Here is a 17,871-nt window from a genome sequence, read left to right on the forward strand (position 1 = left end):
ATAAAAATAGTTGGGGTCTAGATACGCTATAAGATTATATAGGGCAGTGTGCTAGGCAGCTCAAGATTCGCTCCAAAGTATTTTGGGGCGTTTTTTGTTATACTTGAATTGAAGGATAATTCAGCTGACAAAAAGAAAAAGCGAAATACATTTCCGCCAAGATCTGTTTCCCTCGCTTTTTCCCCACCAAGCCACCTGAAAGGTATGCTTATGTTACACTTTTATACTACTGACAACGTTACACAAAATCAAGAGGCTTATAATACTTTTATTGAATCTTTCATACCATTGCTTGCTTCAGTTCCTTGCCCTAAATGTGGTATGATTGGTCTTCTTATTCTTTATGGAACTCACCCTAGATGTTTCATAAATGAAGATATGACACGCATCAAGATCATGATCCAGCGTGTCCGATGCAACAACTGCGGTTCTACTCACGTGGTTTTGCCAACCACTGTACTTCCTTATTTTCTGCATATCATCCTTAATATCCAGAATGCTTTAAAATCCGATACTGAAATGAATATTACTTATAAAGATTATTTGAAACGTCGTTTTAAATTTTCTGCATTGGAGCCATTCCCTGTTTTCACTCGTTTTTACTCAACCATTCATTCAATCATTAAGAATCGCAATAAAAAACGTATATATTTTGGTTTTTTCATGTCACCAACACACCTTCGTTAGAGTTTCGTTTCATATATTCCTATACTGAAATCAGATAAGAATATGTTGGAGGTGAAACGAACTATGAACGATTCTTACGATAATATCATTACCATTTGTAACACTTTCGGCCTTGAAATGGACTGTATTGAGTCATGTACAAGTATCGTTAGAAACAAACAGGTGGTTATTGACCTTAAACTGACGGATAAAAGGCCACCATGTCCTGAATGTGGCAACGAGTCTGTCAAAATTAAGGGCTATGTAGCCAAAAAAATTAATCATTCCATCTTAAACGATAAAGGATGTATTCTTGTATATCATGCCAGACGATTTGTTTGTCCAATCTGTCACACAACTTATTATGAATTCAATCCATTTGTATTTAAAAGAATGAAGATAACCTCAACTGTCATTCAATGTGTAATGAGGGATCTCACAAAACCTAGTGAAACATTCGTTTCTATTGCAGAAAGATATCATATATCGCCTACAACTGTAGCTTCTATATTTGATGCGACAGTAAATATTCCAAGAGCCAAGCTGCCAAGGATCATGTCTACAGATGAAAACTACGCATTCTATTCAAAAGATACACACAGTAAATATGTTTGTGTATTAATTGATCAACAGACTGGACGCCCTATCGATATCCTTCCTAGTAGACGTTACGATTACTTGGATGAATATTATTCAAAGATTCCAAAATACGAAAAAGATCAAGTTGAATTTATAGCTACGGATATGTACGACCCCTACCGAAGGATCATACACAAACATTTTAAACATTCACTTCATGTAGTGGACCGTTATCACGTAGCACAGGAACTGAACCGAAAAGTAGATTCAATACGACTTAGAATCATGAAACCATATGGATGTATCAATTATAAAGATAGGACACAGGAACAAAAAGATGCCTATTACCTGCTTAAACATCAGAACAGATTCCTCTTCAAACATTTCAACAATGCGATGTGCAAAGATAAAAAGAGACTGTTCGATATAACGCGAAAAAGATATTATAATGCACATTTCAGAGCCTATCTGAATCCATATGATATAGCACAAAAGTTGGTATCTATTCATCCGGATATCAACAAAGCCTGGGAATTAAAGGATGAAGTCACGGATTTTTATGTTTCGAATACAGTCAAAACAGCACCTGAAGCCATAGAAACAGTTATCAAACATCTTAGAGAAAGCAATATTGAAGAACTAGTGGCATTCAGTAAAACAATGAGTAATTGGAAAGTTGAAATCATCAACTCATTCTGTATATTGCAAATTTCGCCCGACCGGTGTGAATATTTCGTTTGAAACGGTGTGAGCACATTGTTCCACCGGTGTACCTGCTCGGAATATCGGTGTGAGACTTATTGTGGTATAGTTTTCTCGTGGTAAAAACAAATGAGAAAGGAGCATACAATTATGCAAAACTGTACTACAATTCTTGGAATCATCGATATGCGTCAACGTGGCATATCCTATGATGATTGCCGTAGCCGATACAAAGTTGGCTGCAGCACAATTACTCTGATCATGAACCGCTTCAAAGAATCCGGCAAAGATCTTGATACGCTGAAACAAATGTCGGCAGAGGAAGTGGAACATCTATTCTTTCCACCCGAAAACCTCCGCAGAAAAGATGATTCCGTTATGCCTGATTACCAAGCCGTCTATGAGCGGCTAATTATGCCAGGAAGCAAAGCAAATCTCTTTTATCTGTGGCTAAAATACAAGAAGGACTGTCCTTCCGGTTATCAATATACACAGTATTGCCTGTATTTTAAACGCTTCGTTGAAAAGCATTACGGCTCGGAAGCTGTCAGCATGGTCGTGGAACGGATTCCAGGAGAAAAGGTTTACATCGACTGGGTCGGTGATCAACCGGAAATTCTTGTGGATTCATCAACTGGTGAAATAAAAAAGGTACATTTTTTTGTTACAACTGTTGGAGTAAGCAACCTTATTTATGCGGAAGCCTTTGAGGATGAAAAACTGCCCAACTTCATTGCCGGTACTGTTCATGCATTGGAGTCCTATGGTGCAGTGCCTAAATATCTCGTACCAGACAACTTAAAAACTGCAATCACCAAGCATACCAAGGATGAACTGGTAATCAATAGTGTCTATCAGGACTTAGAGAATTTCTACGATGTAGTAATCCTTCCACCACCGCCTCGCAAGCCGAAGGGAAAACCAACGGTGGAGAAGTACGTTCAGTTTCTGGAGACACATCTGTTGGAAGACCTGAAAGAAAAAGTTTACTACAGTATCGAAGATATCAATCGTGATGTACGGCAAAAAATAGCGGACATCAACAACGAGAAAAGGACCTCCCAGTCCCTTTCCAAAATGGAAAGTTTCCTTCGATATGACAAACCACAGATGAAGCCACTTGCCGGTGAATCCTTCTCGCTGTGTGATTATAAATACTTTGCCCGTGTACCGAATAATTACCATCTGTTGTATGATGACCACTATTATTCAGTATTGTACACGTATTATAATCAGCCTGCAATTCTTAAGGCTACAATGGCAGAGGTACGAATCTGCGACCGGAATAACAAGCTGATTTGTACCCATAGAAGGTCCTACAAAGACTTTCCCAAATACATCACCAAGCCGGAGCACATGGCTCTAGAGCATCAATACTACAAAGAAGTGAATTCTAAAGATGGCGCTTATTACAGACGATGGGCCTCGAGTATCGGTCCATATATGGGTAAACTTATTGATTCCGTGCTTCTTACACCTCAGCACGAAGAACAAGCCTATAATAGTTGTAACGGCATTCTTCATATGTGTAAGAATCAATCCAGACTTTTGCTGGAAGATATCGCAAAAACATGCGTGGAAAGTAATGCCTGTAGGTATTCTTATTTCAAAAAGCTCCTGAAAAATATGCAGGACAATCATTCGGTACCGACTACATCCTCACTTCCAGAGCATAGTAACTTACGAGGGAAGGAGGAGTATCGATGATAAATAAAAACCAACTTTCCACAGAGGACTACGAAATCTGCAGTAAGCTTAAAAGTATGCGGTTCTCCGGTATGGCAGAAGCATTGGAGGAAGTGTTTGCAGATCCCAATGCAGAACTTCTTCCATTCAGAGAAAAAATACAGCGTATCGTAGATGCTGAATGGAATCTGCGCTATTCCAAGAAACTGAATCGTTTTATCAAAAAGGCAACCTTGAAATATCCCGCTGCTGATCTGGATGAAACGCTTTATAATCCGGAACGACAGCTGGATGTGCGCATCATAGAGGAACTTTCCAAATGTGAATGGATTGAACAGGGAAAAAATCTTGTCATAACAGGAAAAACCAGTTCCGGTAAAAGCTACCTTGCCAATGCACTTTGTATTTGTGCCTTGCGGCAGTTCAAGACAGTCCGGTACATGAAGGCTAGCCAGTTGATAAATGAGTTGTCCAAAGCAGAAAAACTCGACACTTATCAAGAAGAACTGAATCTGTTCGCTGGCTATGATCTTCTTGTCGTTGACGATTTTGGATTGATGAACATGGATGTTAATAAGTGCCGAAACTTATTTGAGGTATTCGACAGCAGAGATCCTCATAAATCCATCCTTGTAATCTCTCAGTTCCCTGTACCGTAAGCGCAAAATAATTCGACGGATTGTGTTGCCCTAAAAATCATTCCATAATAATCAATAGAAAATGCAAGCATTTCACTTCATCTTCTCTTGCTAGAAATGATAGATGCGAGCATTTTACTCTATCCGATTTATGGAGGTGTGCTCATGAGAAGCAAAAGAATACCTACCGAAGAACAATACCGTCTCATCATGGAATGCCGTCAAAGTGGGTTGACAGATCATCAATGGTGTGTGGAACATGACATTAAACCGGGAACTTTTTACAACTGGGTAAAAAGGCTGCGTCAGAAAGGTTGTGTGGATTTGCCAGCGTCAACCGGACGCAGCTATCGTGCACCGGAAAGCCAGGAAGTTGTCAGAGTGGATTTTCATGATACTGACCCGCTCCCATATGAACAGCCATTAAATGTGATTCCGGTAGCTACGGAAAAAAATAACCTTTCCGTAGCAGAGCCAATGAAGCTGTCTGTAGGAAGTTTGCATCTAACAATACCAAATGGAACAGATCCTCAGCTTCTGGCTCAAACGCTTCGCATTGTGAAGGAGTTGGAATGTTAGGGGATATCACAGCCGCCGATGAAATCTATATCGTAACAGGCAGAACGGATATGCGGAAATCCATTGACGGGCTGTGTGCTATTGTAGAGAATCAACTCCATATGGATCCAAGGCGAAGCGCCCTGTATCTTTTCTGTGGAAAACGTTGTGACAGGATCAAAGCTTTGCTTTGGGAATCTGACGGATTTGTGTTGTTATTAGAAGAGAATTATTATTCGAGATAATCTCTTGGAAAGTCCAGAAATTAAGACTTTCAGAGAAATCTTCTCGAATAATGATGTATCATTGGACTTACTAATATAAGACGGAGGTGTCCAATGAATAATACCCAAATACCTATTGATGAATTGTATGATCAACTAACTTTAATACTTCAAGAAGAAAAGTATGCAAAAAGCACGATACAACTGTATCAGGAACATGTAAAACGAATCAAAAAATTCATGTTAGCTAATAACATAACTGATTATTCTTCATCAGTTGCAGATCAATACTACAAAAAAGAAGTTGAATCAAGAGATTACAACTATACGACGAAACGTTTTTTCAGGACAGTCATTCGAAGATTAAATAATATCTGTTCTGGTACAGGTTTCGTATATTCCGTTCCACGAAAAGATTTGTCTGTTCCAGAGCAATATCACGCTATTAAGGCGGATTATCTTGAACATTGTCGCAAGATAGGAAATCGTCCAATTACTCTAAAGACTAAAGAACGCTTGTTATATTTATTCCTTACTTATCTGGATGAAAACAATTGTAAAAGTCTTGAATACATAAATAGTTCTGAAATCATTCAGTTTTCAGTGAATCTTAAGAATAAAGAATTCTATCCTGAACTAAGAGATTTTTTAAGATATCTTTTTGCACAAGGATACATTGAAAAAGATTTTTCAACATTAGTTCCTAAATTCAATCGTGGTATACGTATTCCTGAAACTTATGATATCTCTGAAATCATCGAGATCGAAAATGCTGTAGACCGAACTTCTTCTATCGGAAAACGAGATTATGCGATATTGCTTCTCGCTTCGCGATTAGGAATGCGTGCGGGAGATATTGCCTCGCTTAAATTAGATTCTCTTGATTTCAAAAATCAGCGTATCTGCTTTATCCAAAATAAAACGGGAAGTGTTTCAGAACTTTACATGGTGCCAGAAATCAAAACAGCACTGATGGATTATCTGTCAACAGATCGTCCTGCATCCACAAGCGACTATGTATTTTTAAAATCATGTGCCCCTTATTCAGAAATATCGTATTCTGTTGTCTCATTTGCTGTAAAAAAACATATGATTCGCTCTGGTATTAACATTGCAGGTAAAAAACATGGACCTCATAGTCTGAGAGCTTCTCTTGCGTCATCGATGGTAAACGATGGCATATCTTATGAAACCGTAAGAAAAGTACTGGGACATGATAGTCCCAATGCAATCAGGCACTATGCACGTCTTGATATTCAGATGCTTAGGAATTGTGCTCTTGCATGCCCGGCACCTTCAGGAACACTTCACCAATTCCTGAAAGGAGGTCGTATATGAGAACCGTGATTTTTAAAAGTTGTTTTAAAGACGACATGCAGTCATTCATGGAGTATCGTGTTGCGACTTTCGCATGGAATACCTATCGTTTGGATAATTATCGCCTGTCTTCTTTTGACAGATATCTTACAAAAATATCTTATAATGATGAAATTGTACCACAAACAATAATAAATCAGTGGCTTAATGATGTAGGTGTTCCAGAGGCATCTATTAATGGATACATAAAGACTATACGAAACTTTATGAAATATAGAGCCGATATGGGAAAAGTTGTTTATCTTCCGCCCTTCCAGAAAACGAAAGATTTGTATATTCCCTATATATTTAGTGATGAGGAATTGTCGAATATATTTGCTATTGCTGATGCATATCCAATGACAAACAAATTTAGCAGCATTCCGCATATACATATGGAAATGGCGGTTCTCATACGCCTTTTGTATTGTTGTGGACTCAGATTAGGCGAAGCTCTAAATTTGAAGATGGAGCATCTGGATCTAGAAAACGGAGTCATCCGTATTATACATTCAAAAAACAAGAAACAACGATTAGTTCCAATGCATGAAACATTAACAAACATGCTGAAGGATTATTGTAAGGTGATAAAAATCTATGGTATAGATAATCCATTTTTATTCCCAGGACAAAGCGAACATTTATCCCCAATAACTGCTGAACGCCAATTTAAAAAGATTCTTAGGAAAGCTGGTATTATCAAAGGGAATGAAGATCCTCATAAACGTGCTCCATGCCTGCACTGTTTAAGACATTGTTTTATGTTCCATGCTTTTAAACAGCTGGAAACTGCAGGATATCATATCGATATGGCTTCTCCATATCTTTCTGTATATTGTGGTCATGAATCCCTTGTGGAAAGTGAAAAATATATGAAATTCAGCAGTGAACTCTTCGAAGAAGATATGCTCTTGTTTGCTGATTTCACAGAATCTCTGTTTCCGGAGGTTGATTTATGAGAAAGCAGAAGACTCCTTCGATTTTTATGAAATATCTTGAATACTATGTAAATACATATATGCCGGAAGCACGTGGGTTAAGTAAGAACACAATCAACTCTTATAAAACAACATTTACACTTTTAATAAAATATATGTATTCAGTCAAAAACACGAAAGCAGATGAGATTACTTTTGACTGTTTAGATGTAAATACGCTTTCCGATTTTATGTCATGGCTTGAAAATGAACGTAAATGTTCAGTTACAACCAGAAATCAAAGACTTGCCGCACTGTATTCTTTTTCCGAGTATGCACAAAACTATGACTTTGATGCAGCATCAACTTTTAGAAGTGCTGTATTGAGGATTCCATCAAAAAAAGCACCTAAAAAGCGGCGTGTTGGTTTTACCACCGATGAAGTAAAGATCCTTCTGGCACTGCCTGACCAAAAAAGTGAGACTGGTTTAAGAGACATGGTTTTATTAAGCTTTATGTATGCAACAGGCACACGTGCACAGGAAGTGTGTGATCTTACTGTAAAATCTGTCAATTTCAGATCAACTGGTACTACTATTGATATAGTAGGAAAAGGTTCAAAAGCACGTCGCATACGTATTCCTGACCCTTGTGCATCTATGCTTAGAAAATATATTAGACATCGCAGAATAGAAACAGAACCTGACAGACATATATTTTCGAGTCAGACGCATGAGCATATGACAATATCATGCGTGGAAGAAATATACAAAAAATATATAAAACTCGCTAAAGAAAAAACGCCCAATCTTTTCAAAGAAGAACACTATTCACCTCATAGTATGAGACACACGACCGGACAACATATGTTAGAAGCGGGAGTTCCGATTATGGTAATAAAAGCTTTCCTTGGACATGCATCAGTTCAAACGACACAGATTTATACAGAAAGTCCACAGGCAACAGTTGATAAACATATCCGTGAATGGAACGAAATGAATTTTCCGCGTTCGATTTATATTGATGAAGAAGACTTGGAAGAAAGAAATGTTCCTGATTTTTTGAAGAGTCACTAATAGGATATCATTATTCGAGAAGATTTCTTAGAAAGTCTTAATTTCTGGGCTTTCCAAGAGATTATCTCGAATAATAATTCTATTCTAATAACAACACTTATTCGAGTTCTTAGATAAGTGCTGCTGTATAAACGTATGGAAGTCCAGGGCAGATTCCGCTGGCCCAGAAATCAGTTGGAAGTAAAGCAACTGACCTGGCAGCAATTCGACTGGCTCATGTCCGGTCTTGAAATCGAACAACCAAAAGCATTCAAACCTACGGAATGATTGTGTAAAACCTCTATGCCAGCCAACAAAAATGGAGAGCTTTCCACACCCTGTATCATGTCTGCAATCCCTTGTAAATACTGGGTTTTCTGCTTCCTTTTCATTGCTTTTTATGGTATAATAAGAGCAGTAAAAAAGGAGCAGAAGACATATGGCTGGTAATTCAAAAGATTCAAAAATCCTTGCGTACAAGGACATGATCAACCAACTGAATAAAACGATTTCCGCACAGACAGAACTGATCCAGTCTTTACAAAAAACATTGGAAGCAGACCGTCTGGAAAAAGAAAATCTTCGTCAGCAGATTGAATATCTCACGAAGAAGCTCTTTGGTACTTCCAGTGAAAAACGGAAAGATATCGATGGTCAGCTGAATCTTTTTGATGAAGCCGAGCAGGAAGCAGATCCGACATGGAAACAGGAACTTCCTGATGACATCACTGTTCCGGAACATAAGCGAAAAGCACGACGGACACATGCGGATCTCTTTAAAAATGTTCCTTCCTGCGACGAGATCATTTCTCTTCCGGAGGAGGAGCGGAACTGTCCAACCTGCGGAACGCAGATGGAATGTATTGGGAAAGAATTCGTCCGCCATGAATTCCGGTTTACCCCTGCCAAAGGGAAAGTAGTAAATATCTATCGTGAAACCTATAAATGCCCGGAGTGTGCCATATCAGAGGAACACCCGGATGATCAGACATTTGTCAAAGCGCCTGTTCAGGAACCATTGATCCCGGAAAGTTATGCATCGGAATCCGTTGTAGGATGGGCAATGCACCAGAAGTACCAGAATGGTCTGCCATTAAACCGGCAGGAATCGGAATGGAAGCAGCTGGGTGTCCCATTGAGCCGGGCTACGCTTGCTAACTGGATCATTTACTGTACCGAGAATTACCTCTGCCATGTTTATGATTATTTTCACCGTCAGTTACGGATGCGTAAATATCTGATGGCAGATGAAACTCGGGTTCAGGTACTGAATGAGCCGGAGCGCAATCCTGAAACAGATTCCTGGATGTGGCTCTTCCGCAGTGGAGAAGATGGGCTTCCGCCGATCCTGCTCTATCATTACACAGAGACAAGGGCAAAGTTCCATGCAGCATCTTTCCTGCAGGGGTTCCGTGGATATCTGGAGACCGACGGATACCAGGGTTATAACAATCTGCCGGATATCAAACGCTGCTCTTGCTGGGCACATGTGAGACGTTATTTCACAGATGCCATACCGAAAGGGAAAGAGTATGATTACAGCCTTCCGGCGGTGCAGGGAGTACAATTTTGCTCCAAGCTGTTTGATTGTGAGCGGTACTCAAAAGCAAAAAATCATACTGCGGAGCAGAGAAAACAGTTCCGTCTTGAAAAGGAGAAGCCGATACTGGAGGCATTCTGGATTTGGCTGGATCAACAGCGTCCAAACAAGGGAACCCGTTTGGCGAAAGCGGTGAACTATGCCCAAAATCGGAAAGACACCCTGATGACCTATCTGGAAGATGGTCATTGCAGTTTATCCAACAATCTTAGCGAGAATGCAATCAGACCATTCACTGTTGGTCGGAGGAACTGGCTGTTCAGTGCCAGTCCGAAGGGAGCGGCCTCTAGTGCTATTGTGTATACAATGGTTGAGATGGCAAAAGCGAATGACCTGAATACCTACAAATATCTGACATACCTCTTATCACAGCGGCCAGACGATAAAATGTCAGATGAACAGCTGGAACAGCTTGCCCCATGGAGCGAGACTGCGAAAGCAAACTGTCAAAACTAAACATAGAGCAAAACGCTTGCATCTATCATTTTGGTGCAAGCGTGATTCATGGGCAGCGTAGCAATATTTTGCGCTTACCCTGTACCTGCCTGGTATGACATGTTTCAGGATCATACTTATGCAGAGGCGTGCCTTGCACGCATGCTTAGTGGAGCCTATCGTTTGGAGATGAATGGTAAGAACATGAGAGATATGGAACCTATTAACAAGTAACAACAAACGGATAACGCACCGCTGGTGCGAGCCTCTTACACCGCTGACGCGGGAAAGGGGCTCCGTTTATCCGAAATGTGCAGTATATCAAAAGCTGAATATAATGTATCGAAAGACACAGGAGAAATTACTGAAGAACAGAAAAGAATCAACAATGCACTGATGGAAAATCGCAATGCGATCATCAAATTAGTTACGAAAGCAGCCAATGGATATCGTAACTGGGAACGATTCAGAAACAGATGTATGTTGGTCTTAGAAAAAGGCATTGATTTTGAAATCGACAAGGATGACGGAAGCGTTAAAATGGTTGAAAAAAAGGACCCGGACAACTAAATGTTGTCCGAGCCCAAGATCAGCTACAAACCGTTTTGGGGTATATGCCGCCCCTTAAATTCTTGGAGAGCAAATTCACCTAACCCCATCCAAATTTATTGCGCCATAATAACTAAAGTAATCTTCATATTTTCTCTCTCATTATCTTTCAATATTTAAATTTTTACCAAAAATGATAGGTATTTATTTTTTTTCATATAATATGTAATTATTCCTGAAATAGCTATTGTTGCTATGACAATAGCTATTTTCCCGCATATAGTAATTTCGCCAAATAGTACACGGCATATTTTATTAATCACTCTTAATATGAATGGATGCAATATCCAAATTCCAGTACTCGTAGATAATACTTTAATTTTATTAGAAGAAAGTTTCAATGGTATTCTCGTTACCAATAAAAATAAAACTACTACACCAAAAACAACCGGAATAGATGGATACATAGACGATGCCCATATGTTATTAGTCATATATGAAAGTAAATTTAAACTCAAAATAGAAACCAGTAATATAACTACTAAAATACATCTATTATACTTAATCTCATCTATCTCTTTTAAATAAAATCCAAGTATAAAAAAACCTCCATTTGTAATTACCCGAAGACACGGTGGCACAATGTCTCTAATTTCTAAATTATATTTTTGTTTGATAATAATATTTATAATGAATACAAAGGATAGTGCCATACAAATAATTAAAAAATTTACTATCAATGATAGCTTAACATACTTTCCGAGCCAACGTGTACATGCTTTCATATAATATAAAATTATTAATGCTGCTAAAAACCATAAGTGAAATAACAGTCCCTTTCCGCAAAAAGCATCCTTAATCAAATAAAAAAACATAACTCTATGCTCAATTATTGAAAAAGGAATACCGCAGATAATAGCCCAAAGCAACATAAATTTAAAATATTTACAAAGTCTTCCATTTGCAAATTTAAAGTCAATATCTTTCTGTGATAGCAAATATCCATTAACTAAAAAAAATAATGGAATTCCAAAACTACCCAGCAAATATATTATCTGTTGTATACCCCCCCCAGGTTCTATTCCATGCAATATTACCACCATAATACATGCAATAAATTTCAATAAATCTATGTCATAGCGTCGTATCTTATTAATACTATCTTGCATTTATCTATCTCCAAACTCTTTTTCACACATATTTAAAACTGAATCAATTGTTGCATCCATATCATAGTATTTATATTCTCCCAGTCTTCCACCAAATATAGTTTTTTCCTCTCTATCTGCCATTTTTTTATATTCATTATATAACTTACTATTTTTGTCATCATTAACAGGATAATAAGGTTCATCACCTGGCTTCCATTCAGATGAATATTCTCGACTAATAACAGTTTTTGGTAATTCGTTTCCTGCTACATCTTTACCAAATTCAAACCATTTATGCTCAATTATACGTGTCCATGGAGTCTCCCGATCAGTATAATTTACTGCAGCATTTCCCTGAAAATTTGGTTGTTCCAATAATTCAGTTTCAAAACGAACTGAACGATATTCTAATGTACCTAATTTATAATCAAAATACGCATCTATAGGACCTGTATAAATTATTTTTTCTGCCATAGAATCCAAGTCTGATTTGTTTTCTAAATAATCTGTATTTAAACGCACTTCAATGCCTTCTAAAATATTTTCTATCAACTTAGTATATCCACCTATAGGAATTCCCTGATAAAGAGCATTAAAATAATTATTATCAAATGTTAAACGTACTGGAAGACGTTTAATAATAAACGCTGGTAACTCTTTGCAATCACGTCCCCATTGTTTTTCTGTATAGCCTTTGACCAATTTTTCAAAAATATCTCGTCCTACAAGAGAAATTGCCTGTTCCTCTAAATTTTTAGGTTCACCTACTATTTCCTTCTTCTGTTCCTCAATTTTTGCCATAGCTTCATCCGGTGTAACTACTCCCCACATCTTATTAAATGTATACATATTAAAAGGTAAACTATAAAGCTCACCTTTATAATTTGCTACAGGACTATTTGTAAAACGGTTAAACTCAGCAAACTGTGTAATATATTTCCAAACTTTTGTATTATTTGTATGAAAAATATGGGCACCATAAACATGCACATTAATTCCCTCTACATTTTCAGTATAAATATTTCCTGCAATATTAGGGCGTTTATCTACAACAAGGACTGACTTTCCCCTAATTTTTGCCTCATGAGCAAATATAGCACCATATAAACCTGAACCTACTACCAAATAATCATATTTTTTCATTTCTTCACCACTTTCTTTTTTAGTACATAAAATATATTTAATATTACTGTTTTATTCATTAATATAGATATAACTATTGCAAAACCAATCATTATAAATGTAACAATATTATTACTAAAACAATTTAAGAACGTAAAAGCTACATTAACAATCATAATAAAATAAAATGATTTCCAATCAACAGAAATTTTGAAATATTTTTTTGTATGTTTTACTCGCATTGCCCACACTACAATATTCCCACATACAGTAGATAAACACGCTGCCCAAATGTCAATTACAGGTATTAATAATAAATTTACAATTAAATTGATAACTGCACCTACAATCGTTGTCTTCATTGCATTTTTGGTATCTTTAGCACTAATATATCCCGTTCCATAAAATCCTGCAAATGACGAAAATAATGATCCTAAATATAATATTCCTAAATACTGATACGAAGATTCATAACTTTTATTCATGAAAAACAAAATAATTATTTTAGATAACGGAATTAACACTGCTACTGCACAACACGCTAACTTCATATATGTATTAAAAACATTGGTATAGTAAGTATCTCTACCTTCACTATCATATTCAAGCACTGCCTGTTCCTGCCATGCTTGATAAAATAAAGAGTGCAGTATTGTAACTATAGACGGAAATTTATTTGCTAAAGAATAAATTCCTGTTGTTGCTGCACCTACCATCATTGTTAACATAATACGATCTGAAGCATTCATTATCCACCAACTTACACTATTTGGTACAAGCATAATTGAAAATGATAGCATTGAAAGTGCAAGTGTTTTATTAAATTTCATTTCCTTTAAATGTATTTTCTTTCTTAAAGAAAATATCAAATATAGTACATCTGAGCAATACGCTAATGTCATTGACCACAGCATACCTTGAACCCCAAATCGAAACACCATAACAAATAAAATATTTAACGACAACATAACCATTGTATAAATTATGCCTGATATAGCAAATACTTTATTTTCTTTTTCTCCCCTCGCAATAAATTGGAAACAATTATGCAAAGCAAACGCTGTTAAAAGAGCGATAAAAACAAATGTATATTTCCAGCGAAATATTGAACATACAACAAATGTTATTGTGTCTGTTAAAATAATAAACGTAAATAATAGTCCTAAACCTGATCCTAAAATATCACCATGTTCTTCATTTGATTTTAAAAGCCATCTCAAAAGTCCCTCATGTATTGCTAATATACATATAGGTGCAAGCAAATTCATAAAAGAAATAATCGTATCATATGTACCAAATTCTTCAGTAGTTAAATAGTATGTGTATAACGGCACAATTAGAAATGTTAAAACTTTTGAGCCAAAATTACTAACTGTATATATAAGGGTATTTTTTACCAATTTAGCTTCTCGACTTTGCTCCATTATGTCTCCTTCCCCCTTTCTTAATCAAATATAATTACCTTTTATTCATGAGACTTTTATAGATTCCATTTGGTAACATTTTTTTTAAAAATTTTTTTATCATTATATTTCTATAATAACGATAATTAATATTTTTTACAGCCCCATCAAATCCTTTTTTTTCTAATAACTCAAAAAAAGAACTTCTCTCTTTTGGACGACTATTAGGTTTTTCAAATGCTCTATTATATGGAATAGCTTCCATTGGGTCGATTTCTTCAATATTCATTACATCATACAAATCTAGTAAAATACTTTTTGCTTTATCTGTATTTACCAATAATACAGAAACTCCATCATATAACTGTTGTTTACCTACTCTCTTATCAGTTACTCCCCAAAAATCTGCTGCTGTAAAATCAGAAATACGTTCCTGCCCACAATACTTGCATCTGTAACAACTTTCTCTTAAAAAGATATTACTGTTAAATCCTACAAAATAAGTATCTGTATATTTATCTTGTGTTACACTTGTTCCATCCACAAAGAATAATTTCATCCGTGTTCCACTTCCAGCTTCCCAACCTTCTTTGCCTTCTTTAACTCTAAATCGGAAATCAATAATTTCTTTTCCATACTCTTCTTCTTTTGATTTAATATACTCTTCTACCACTTTTTTACTTGCAACACCATGGCATAAGACATCCAATGTTATCAAGTTTTTTTTATTTAATTTCCCCAAGAAACTATTCAACGCAGCAATTTGACAAGCCGTACCTGTAAACAATACTAATTTCCCCTGCTTTATTTGTTCTCTTACCACTGGAAAAATATGTGCAGTTTTGCTTTGATAATACTTACTTAGTCTTAACTTATCTAGCTCCCTATACCCATTTATTAACTCATGAGACACTTCTCTTGTTTTCGAATTAAAAATAGCTCCTACTACAATTCCGTCTCGATCTAGTACCCAATTTGCTAAAGCAGAAAATACTCCTCCTGAAGAACTTTTCATAAGTATTTCTCTATTTTTATGCCATGCCATATAAAATTTTGATATTTCCGTATTATGAACTACATTTTGAGGACATCTTTTCTCACATAATCCACAATTAATACATTTTTCAATGTCTATCACTGGATATAAAAAGCCCTCATTGTTTTCTTCCATACTTATGCATCCTTGAGTACAAACAGATGAACATACTCCACATCCAACACAATCTAATGTAGTACATATTTTCTTCTTTACAAAGTTATTCATCTGCTTCTCCAATCGATTTTTTTAAATACTCTAAAGATTTATTTTTATAAATATTTCTTGTTTTCCATACTGTCTCATAATCAATTTTTTCTGACCTATTTTTTATATCTTCTGGAGAAGCAACAATCCTATGAGATAATCCTAACATATCAAGGATGCTTGTTATTCTCTGATCTTTACTTTTTGGATCTCGAAGTGTATAAAATTCTGCTCCTAAATTTATCGAAAATAAAGTTCCATGATACGAATTTGTCAATACAACTTCCGCATTATAAATAAGTGACAAAAACTCTTTAGGGCCTGCTTCTATCATATTATAAGTTTTTTTATTTCCGACAAAATATGCCAGTGGAGTTATCATTACTAATATATATCTTCTATCTTCCGCAAATTTTTGGAGTTTAGGTAAAATTTCAGCTGTTTTCTTAACCCCATCTAATGCATAATATAATATATATTTTTTCCCTTTTAAATTTGCTGGTAACTTTCCCATTATGGGCATCCAATTATCCTTTTCTAATAATAAAGTAGGATCAATAACAGCTTCACTACTTATTCCAGCAACTTCCATTAATCTAGTGCATGATTCAGCTTCTCTAAAACTTATATGATCAAATGCTGCAATTTTGCTTGCTATCATTTTTAATTCATCAGAAGTCATATTAACAATTGAAGAGGCATATGATATTTTTTTCTTATTTGTAAAGGTAAGCAAATATGGATCCATGTAACTCCAATCTACTGAATCCAATTCATTGGAATGTTTATTCCAAATTTGATCACTACCACTTATGAATATATCAAATTGATTTTCAAAATTCTTCGCTTCATCTGGTTCTGCAAACTCATGAGTTAAATTAAGGCTTGAAATAAATTTTTCAAATCTATTTTTCCGATCTATATATTGTTTTATCTGAGGTAAATGCAGCATGTCCTTTAAAAAACTTTTCAATCCTTGCTTAGTATGTATTATACTATAATATTCATATTGTGACTTCATTCTATAATTGAGAATTGTAGCTTCATATCCTAATGTTTCTAAAATTTGTTGAGTTGCATATGCCTGAAGTACTGAACCAAAGTTATATGCGGAATGATATGTAATAATACCAATCTTTTTTTTCATAAAATAACTATCTCCCATTTTCTTTCAATGCCATAATACAAAAAAATTCTATTTTGAATATTTATTTCCTTCTTTAACAGAACATTTAAATATTTTATTAAGAATCATATGTATTCTAAATTTTAAAGAGCTGTCTGTTTGTATCATAGGTAATTCCTTAATCTTTAGGTTATTTTTTATTATCCATACATTCAATAAACGTTCTGTCAAAAATCCAAATATCCTTGCTTGATCAGTTGAATATTCTGAAATATCAATCAATGACTCGAATTTTTTCATTAAATCAAATAACCATTTTGCGTAGTCATCAAATAATTCTTTTTTGCAAAACATCATATTACAAGGATAAAAATAATTTTTTGAAAAAGCTTCTTTAAAAGCATCCTCATAATCAGGAAATTCTTCTTCAATTAATTTACCCAATATGTCTAAATCTTTTTTAAAATGATAGCGAGCATAATGCTCATATATTGTATCATCCTGAACATATAATCTATCCGCTACTAAGCAATCTACTTTATCAAGCATTTTTTCAAGCTCATCTTGAGTATAAAAATATTTTTTTCTAAGTGATAAACTATTCTTGGTAAAGAATCTTCTATAATGACAAATTCCCACATACGGATCTTTGCTATTTTTCCAAATCCAATAAAGACCTGTCAGTTCACAATAATTGCTGTTTTTTTCAGATATATTATCACCAACATCATCATAAATAAAATTTTTTCTTCTTTCAGGCTGTCGATATGCACCTACATATAAATATTGAAATCCTTCAATCATTTCCGAATTATTTAAGTATTTGTGTGTAATTGTAAATAATGCCATAAATCATTTCAC

General features: G+C 35.5%; 19 protein-coding genes. 13 read left to right on the plus strand and 6 right to left on the minus strand.

Annotation, left to right across the window (positions count from 1 at the left end; translation table 11 throughout):
• The first annotated feature begins 48 nt into the window (after positions 1-48).
• The 13 genes from AC6I5B_RS16880 to AC6I5B_RS16940 all read left to right on the plus strand — a co-directional run bounded on the left by AC6I5B_RS16880 (position 49) and on the right by AC6I5B_RS16940 (position 10,986).
• A complete protein-coding gene (locus tag AC6I5B_RS16880; RefSeq protein ID WP_118357953.1) occupies positions 49-687 on the plus strand; it encodes a DUF6431 domain-containing protein in 639 nt (212 codons plus the stop codon).
• A 63-nt stretch (positions 688-750) separates the two neighbouring features.
• Complete coding sequence (locus tag AC6I5B_RS16885; protein ID WP_497773468.1) at positions 751-1,986, plus strand: ISL3 family transposase; 1,236 nt, start codon at positions 751-753, stop codon at positions 1,984-1,986.
• A 111-nt stretch (positions 1,987-2,097) separates the two neighbouring features.
• Positions 2,098-3,654, plus strand: coding sequence for a Mu transposase domain-containing protein (locus AC6I5B_RS16890; protein WP_118724013.1), 1,557 nt, complete (start codon positions 2,098-2,100; stop codon positions 3,652-3,654).
• Positions 3,651-4,292, plus strand: coding sequence for an ATP-binding protein (locus AC6I5B_RS16895; protein ID WP_497773469.1), 642 nt, complete (start codon positions 3,651-3,653; stop codon positions 4,290-4,292). The genes AC6I5B_RS16890 and AC6I5B_RS16895 overlap by 4 nt, the downstream gene beginning before the upstream one ends.
• A gap of 144 nt (positions 4,293-4,436) precedes the next feature.
• A complete protein-coding gene (gene tnpA / locus AC6I5B_RS16900; protein WP_172590409.1) occupies positions 4,437-4,850 on the plus strand; it encodes an IS66 family insertion sequence element accessory protein TnpA in 414 nt (137 codons plus the stop codon).
• A complete protein-coding gene (gene tnpB / locus AC6I5B_RS16905) occupies positions 4,844-5,074 on the plus strand; it encodes an IS66 family insertion sequence element accessory protein TnpB (RefSeq protein ID WP_497773470.1) in 231 nt (76 codons plus the stop codon). The genes tnpA and tnpB (AC6I5B_RS16905) overlap by 7 nt, the downstream gene beginning before the upstream one ends.
• Before the next feature lie 93 nt (positions 5,075-5,167).
• Positions 5,168-6,391: a tyrosine-type recombinase/integrase gene (locus AC6I5B_RS16910; RefSeq protein WP_022250142.1), complete on the plus strand. Its 1,224-nt coding sequence runs from the start codon at positions 5,168-5,170 to the stop codon at positions 6,389-6,391.
• Positions 6,388-7,368 (plus strand): tyrosine-type recombinase/integrase, encoded by a 981-nt coding sequence (locus tag AC6I5B_RS16915; RefSeq protein WP_117989137.1) that lies wholly within the window; start codon positions 6,388-6,390, stop codon positions 7,366-7,368. Before AC6I5B_RS16910 ends, AC6I5B_RS16915 begins: the two co-directional genes overlap by 4 nt.
• Entirely contained in the window at positions 7,365-8,402 is a 1,038-nt protein-coding gene (locus tag AC6I5B_RS16920; protein ID WP_118262634.1) for a tyrosine-type recombinase/integrase, read from the plus strand. Before AC6I5B_RS16915 ends, AC6I5B_RS16920 begins: the two co-directional genes overlap by 4 nt.
• 117 nt (positions 8,403-8,519) lie before the next feature.
• Positions 8,520-8,669, plus strand: a complete 150-nt coding sequence (gene tnpB, locus AC6I5B_RS16925) for an IS66 family insertion sequence element accessory protein TnpB (RefSeq protein WP_073962808.1) — start codon at positions 8,520-8,522, stop codon at positions 8,667-8,669.
• Between the two features lie 151 nt (positions 8,670-8,820).
• Positions 8,821-10,437 (plus strand): IS66-like element ISRgn2 family transposase, encoded by a 1,617-nt coding sequence (locus AC6I5B_RS16930; RefSeq protein WP_119636217.1) that lies wholly within the window; start codon positions 8,821-8,823, stop codon positions 10,435-10,437.
• 48 nt (positions 10,438-10,485) lie between these two features.
• Complete coding sequence (locus tag AC6I5B_RS16935) at positions 10,486-10,650, plus strand: hypothetical protein (protein WP_497773471.1); 165 nt, start codon at positions 10,486-10,488, stop codon at positions 10,648-10,650.
• 75 nt (positions 10,651-10,725) lie between these two features.
• Complete coding sequence (locus AC6I5B_RS16940) at positions 10,726-10,986, plus strand: transposase (protein WP_497773472.1); 261 nt, start codon at positions 10,726-10,728, stop codon at positions 10,984-10,986.
• Positions 10,987-11,141: 155 nt separating this feature from the next.
• On the opposite strand, the gene AC6I5B_RS16945 is transcribed toward AC6I5B_RS16940, so the two are convergent.
• Genes AC6I5B_RS16945 through AC6I5B_RS16970 form a run of 6 tightly spaced genes read right to left on the minus strand, consistent with a single transcriptional unit; the run spans position 11,142 to position 17,859 of the window.
• Positions 11,142-12,134 (minus strand): acyltransferase family protein, encoded by a 993-nt coding sequence (locus AC6I5B_RS16945; protein ID WP_497773473.1) that lies wholly within the window; start codon positions 12,132-12,134, stop codon positions 11,142-11,144.
• On the minus strand, positions 12,135-13,259 hold the full coding sequence (gene glf, locus AC6I5B_RS16950) for a UDP-galactopyranose mutase (protein ID WP_497773474.1): 1,125 nt from the start codon (positions 13,257-13,259) through the stop codon (positions 12,135-12,137).
• Positions 13,256-14,662 (minus strand): oligosaccharide flippase family protein, encoded by a 1,407-nt coding sequence (locus tag AC6I5B_RS16955; RefSeq protein ID WP_497773475.1) that lies wholly within the window; start codon positions 14,660-14,662, stop codon positions 13,256-13,258. The genes glf and AC6I5B_RS16955 overlap by 4 nt, the downstream gene beginning before the upstream one ends.
• 34 nt (positions 14,663-14,696) lie before the next feature.
• A complete protein-coding gene (locus AC6I5B_RS16960) occupies positions 14,697-15,905 on the minus strand; it encodes a Coenzyme F420 hydrogenase/dehydrogenase, beta subunit C-terminal domain (protein ID WP_497773476.1) in 1,209 nt (402 codons plus the stop codon).
• Positions 15,898-17,031: a polysaccharide pyruvyl transferase family protein gene (locus tag AC6I5B_RS16965; RefSeq protein WP_497773477.1), complete on the minus strand. Its 1,134-nt coding sequence runs from the start codon at positions 17,029-17,031 to the stop codon at positions 15,898-15,900. The genes AC6I5B_RS16960 and AC6I5B_RS16965 overlap by 8 nt, the downstream gene beginning before the upstream one ends.
• A 48-nt stretch (positions 17,032-17,079) precedes the next feature.
• On the minus strand, positions 17,080-17,859 hold the full coding sequence (locus AC6I5B_RS16970) for a DUF4422 domain-containing protein (protein WP_497773478.1): 780 nt from the start codon (positions 17,857-17,859) through the stop codon (positions 17,080-17,082).
• Positions 17,860-17,871: the final 12 nt, after the last annotated feature.

Source organism: Faecalimonas nexilis (assembly GCF_059731825.1).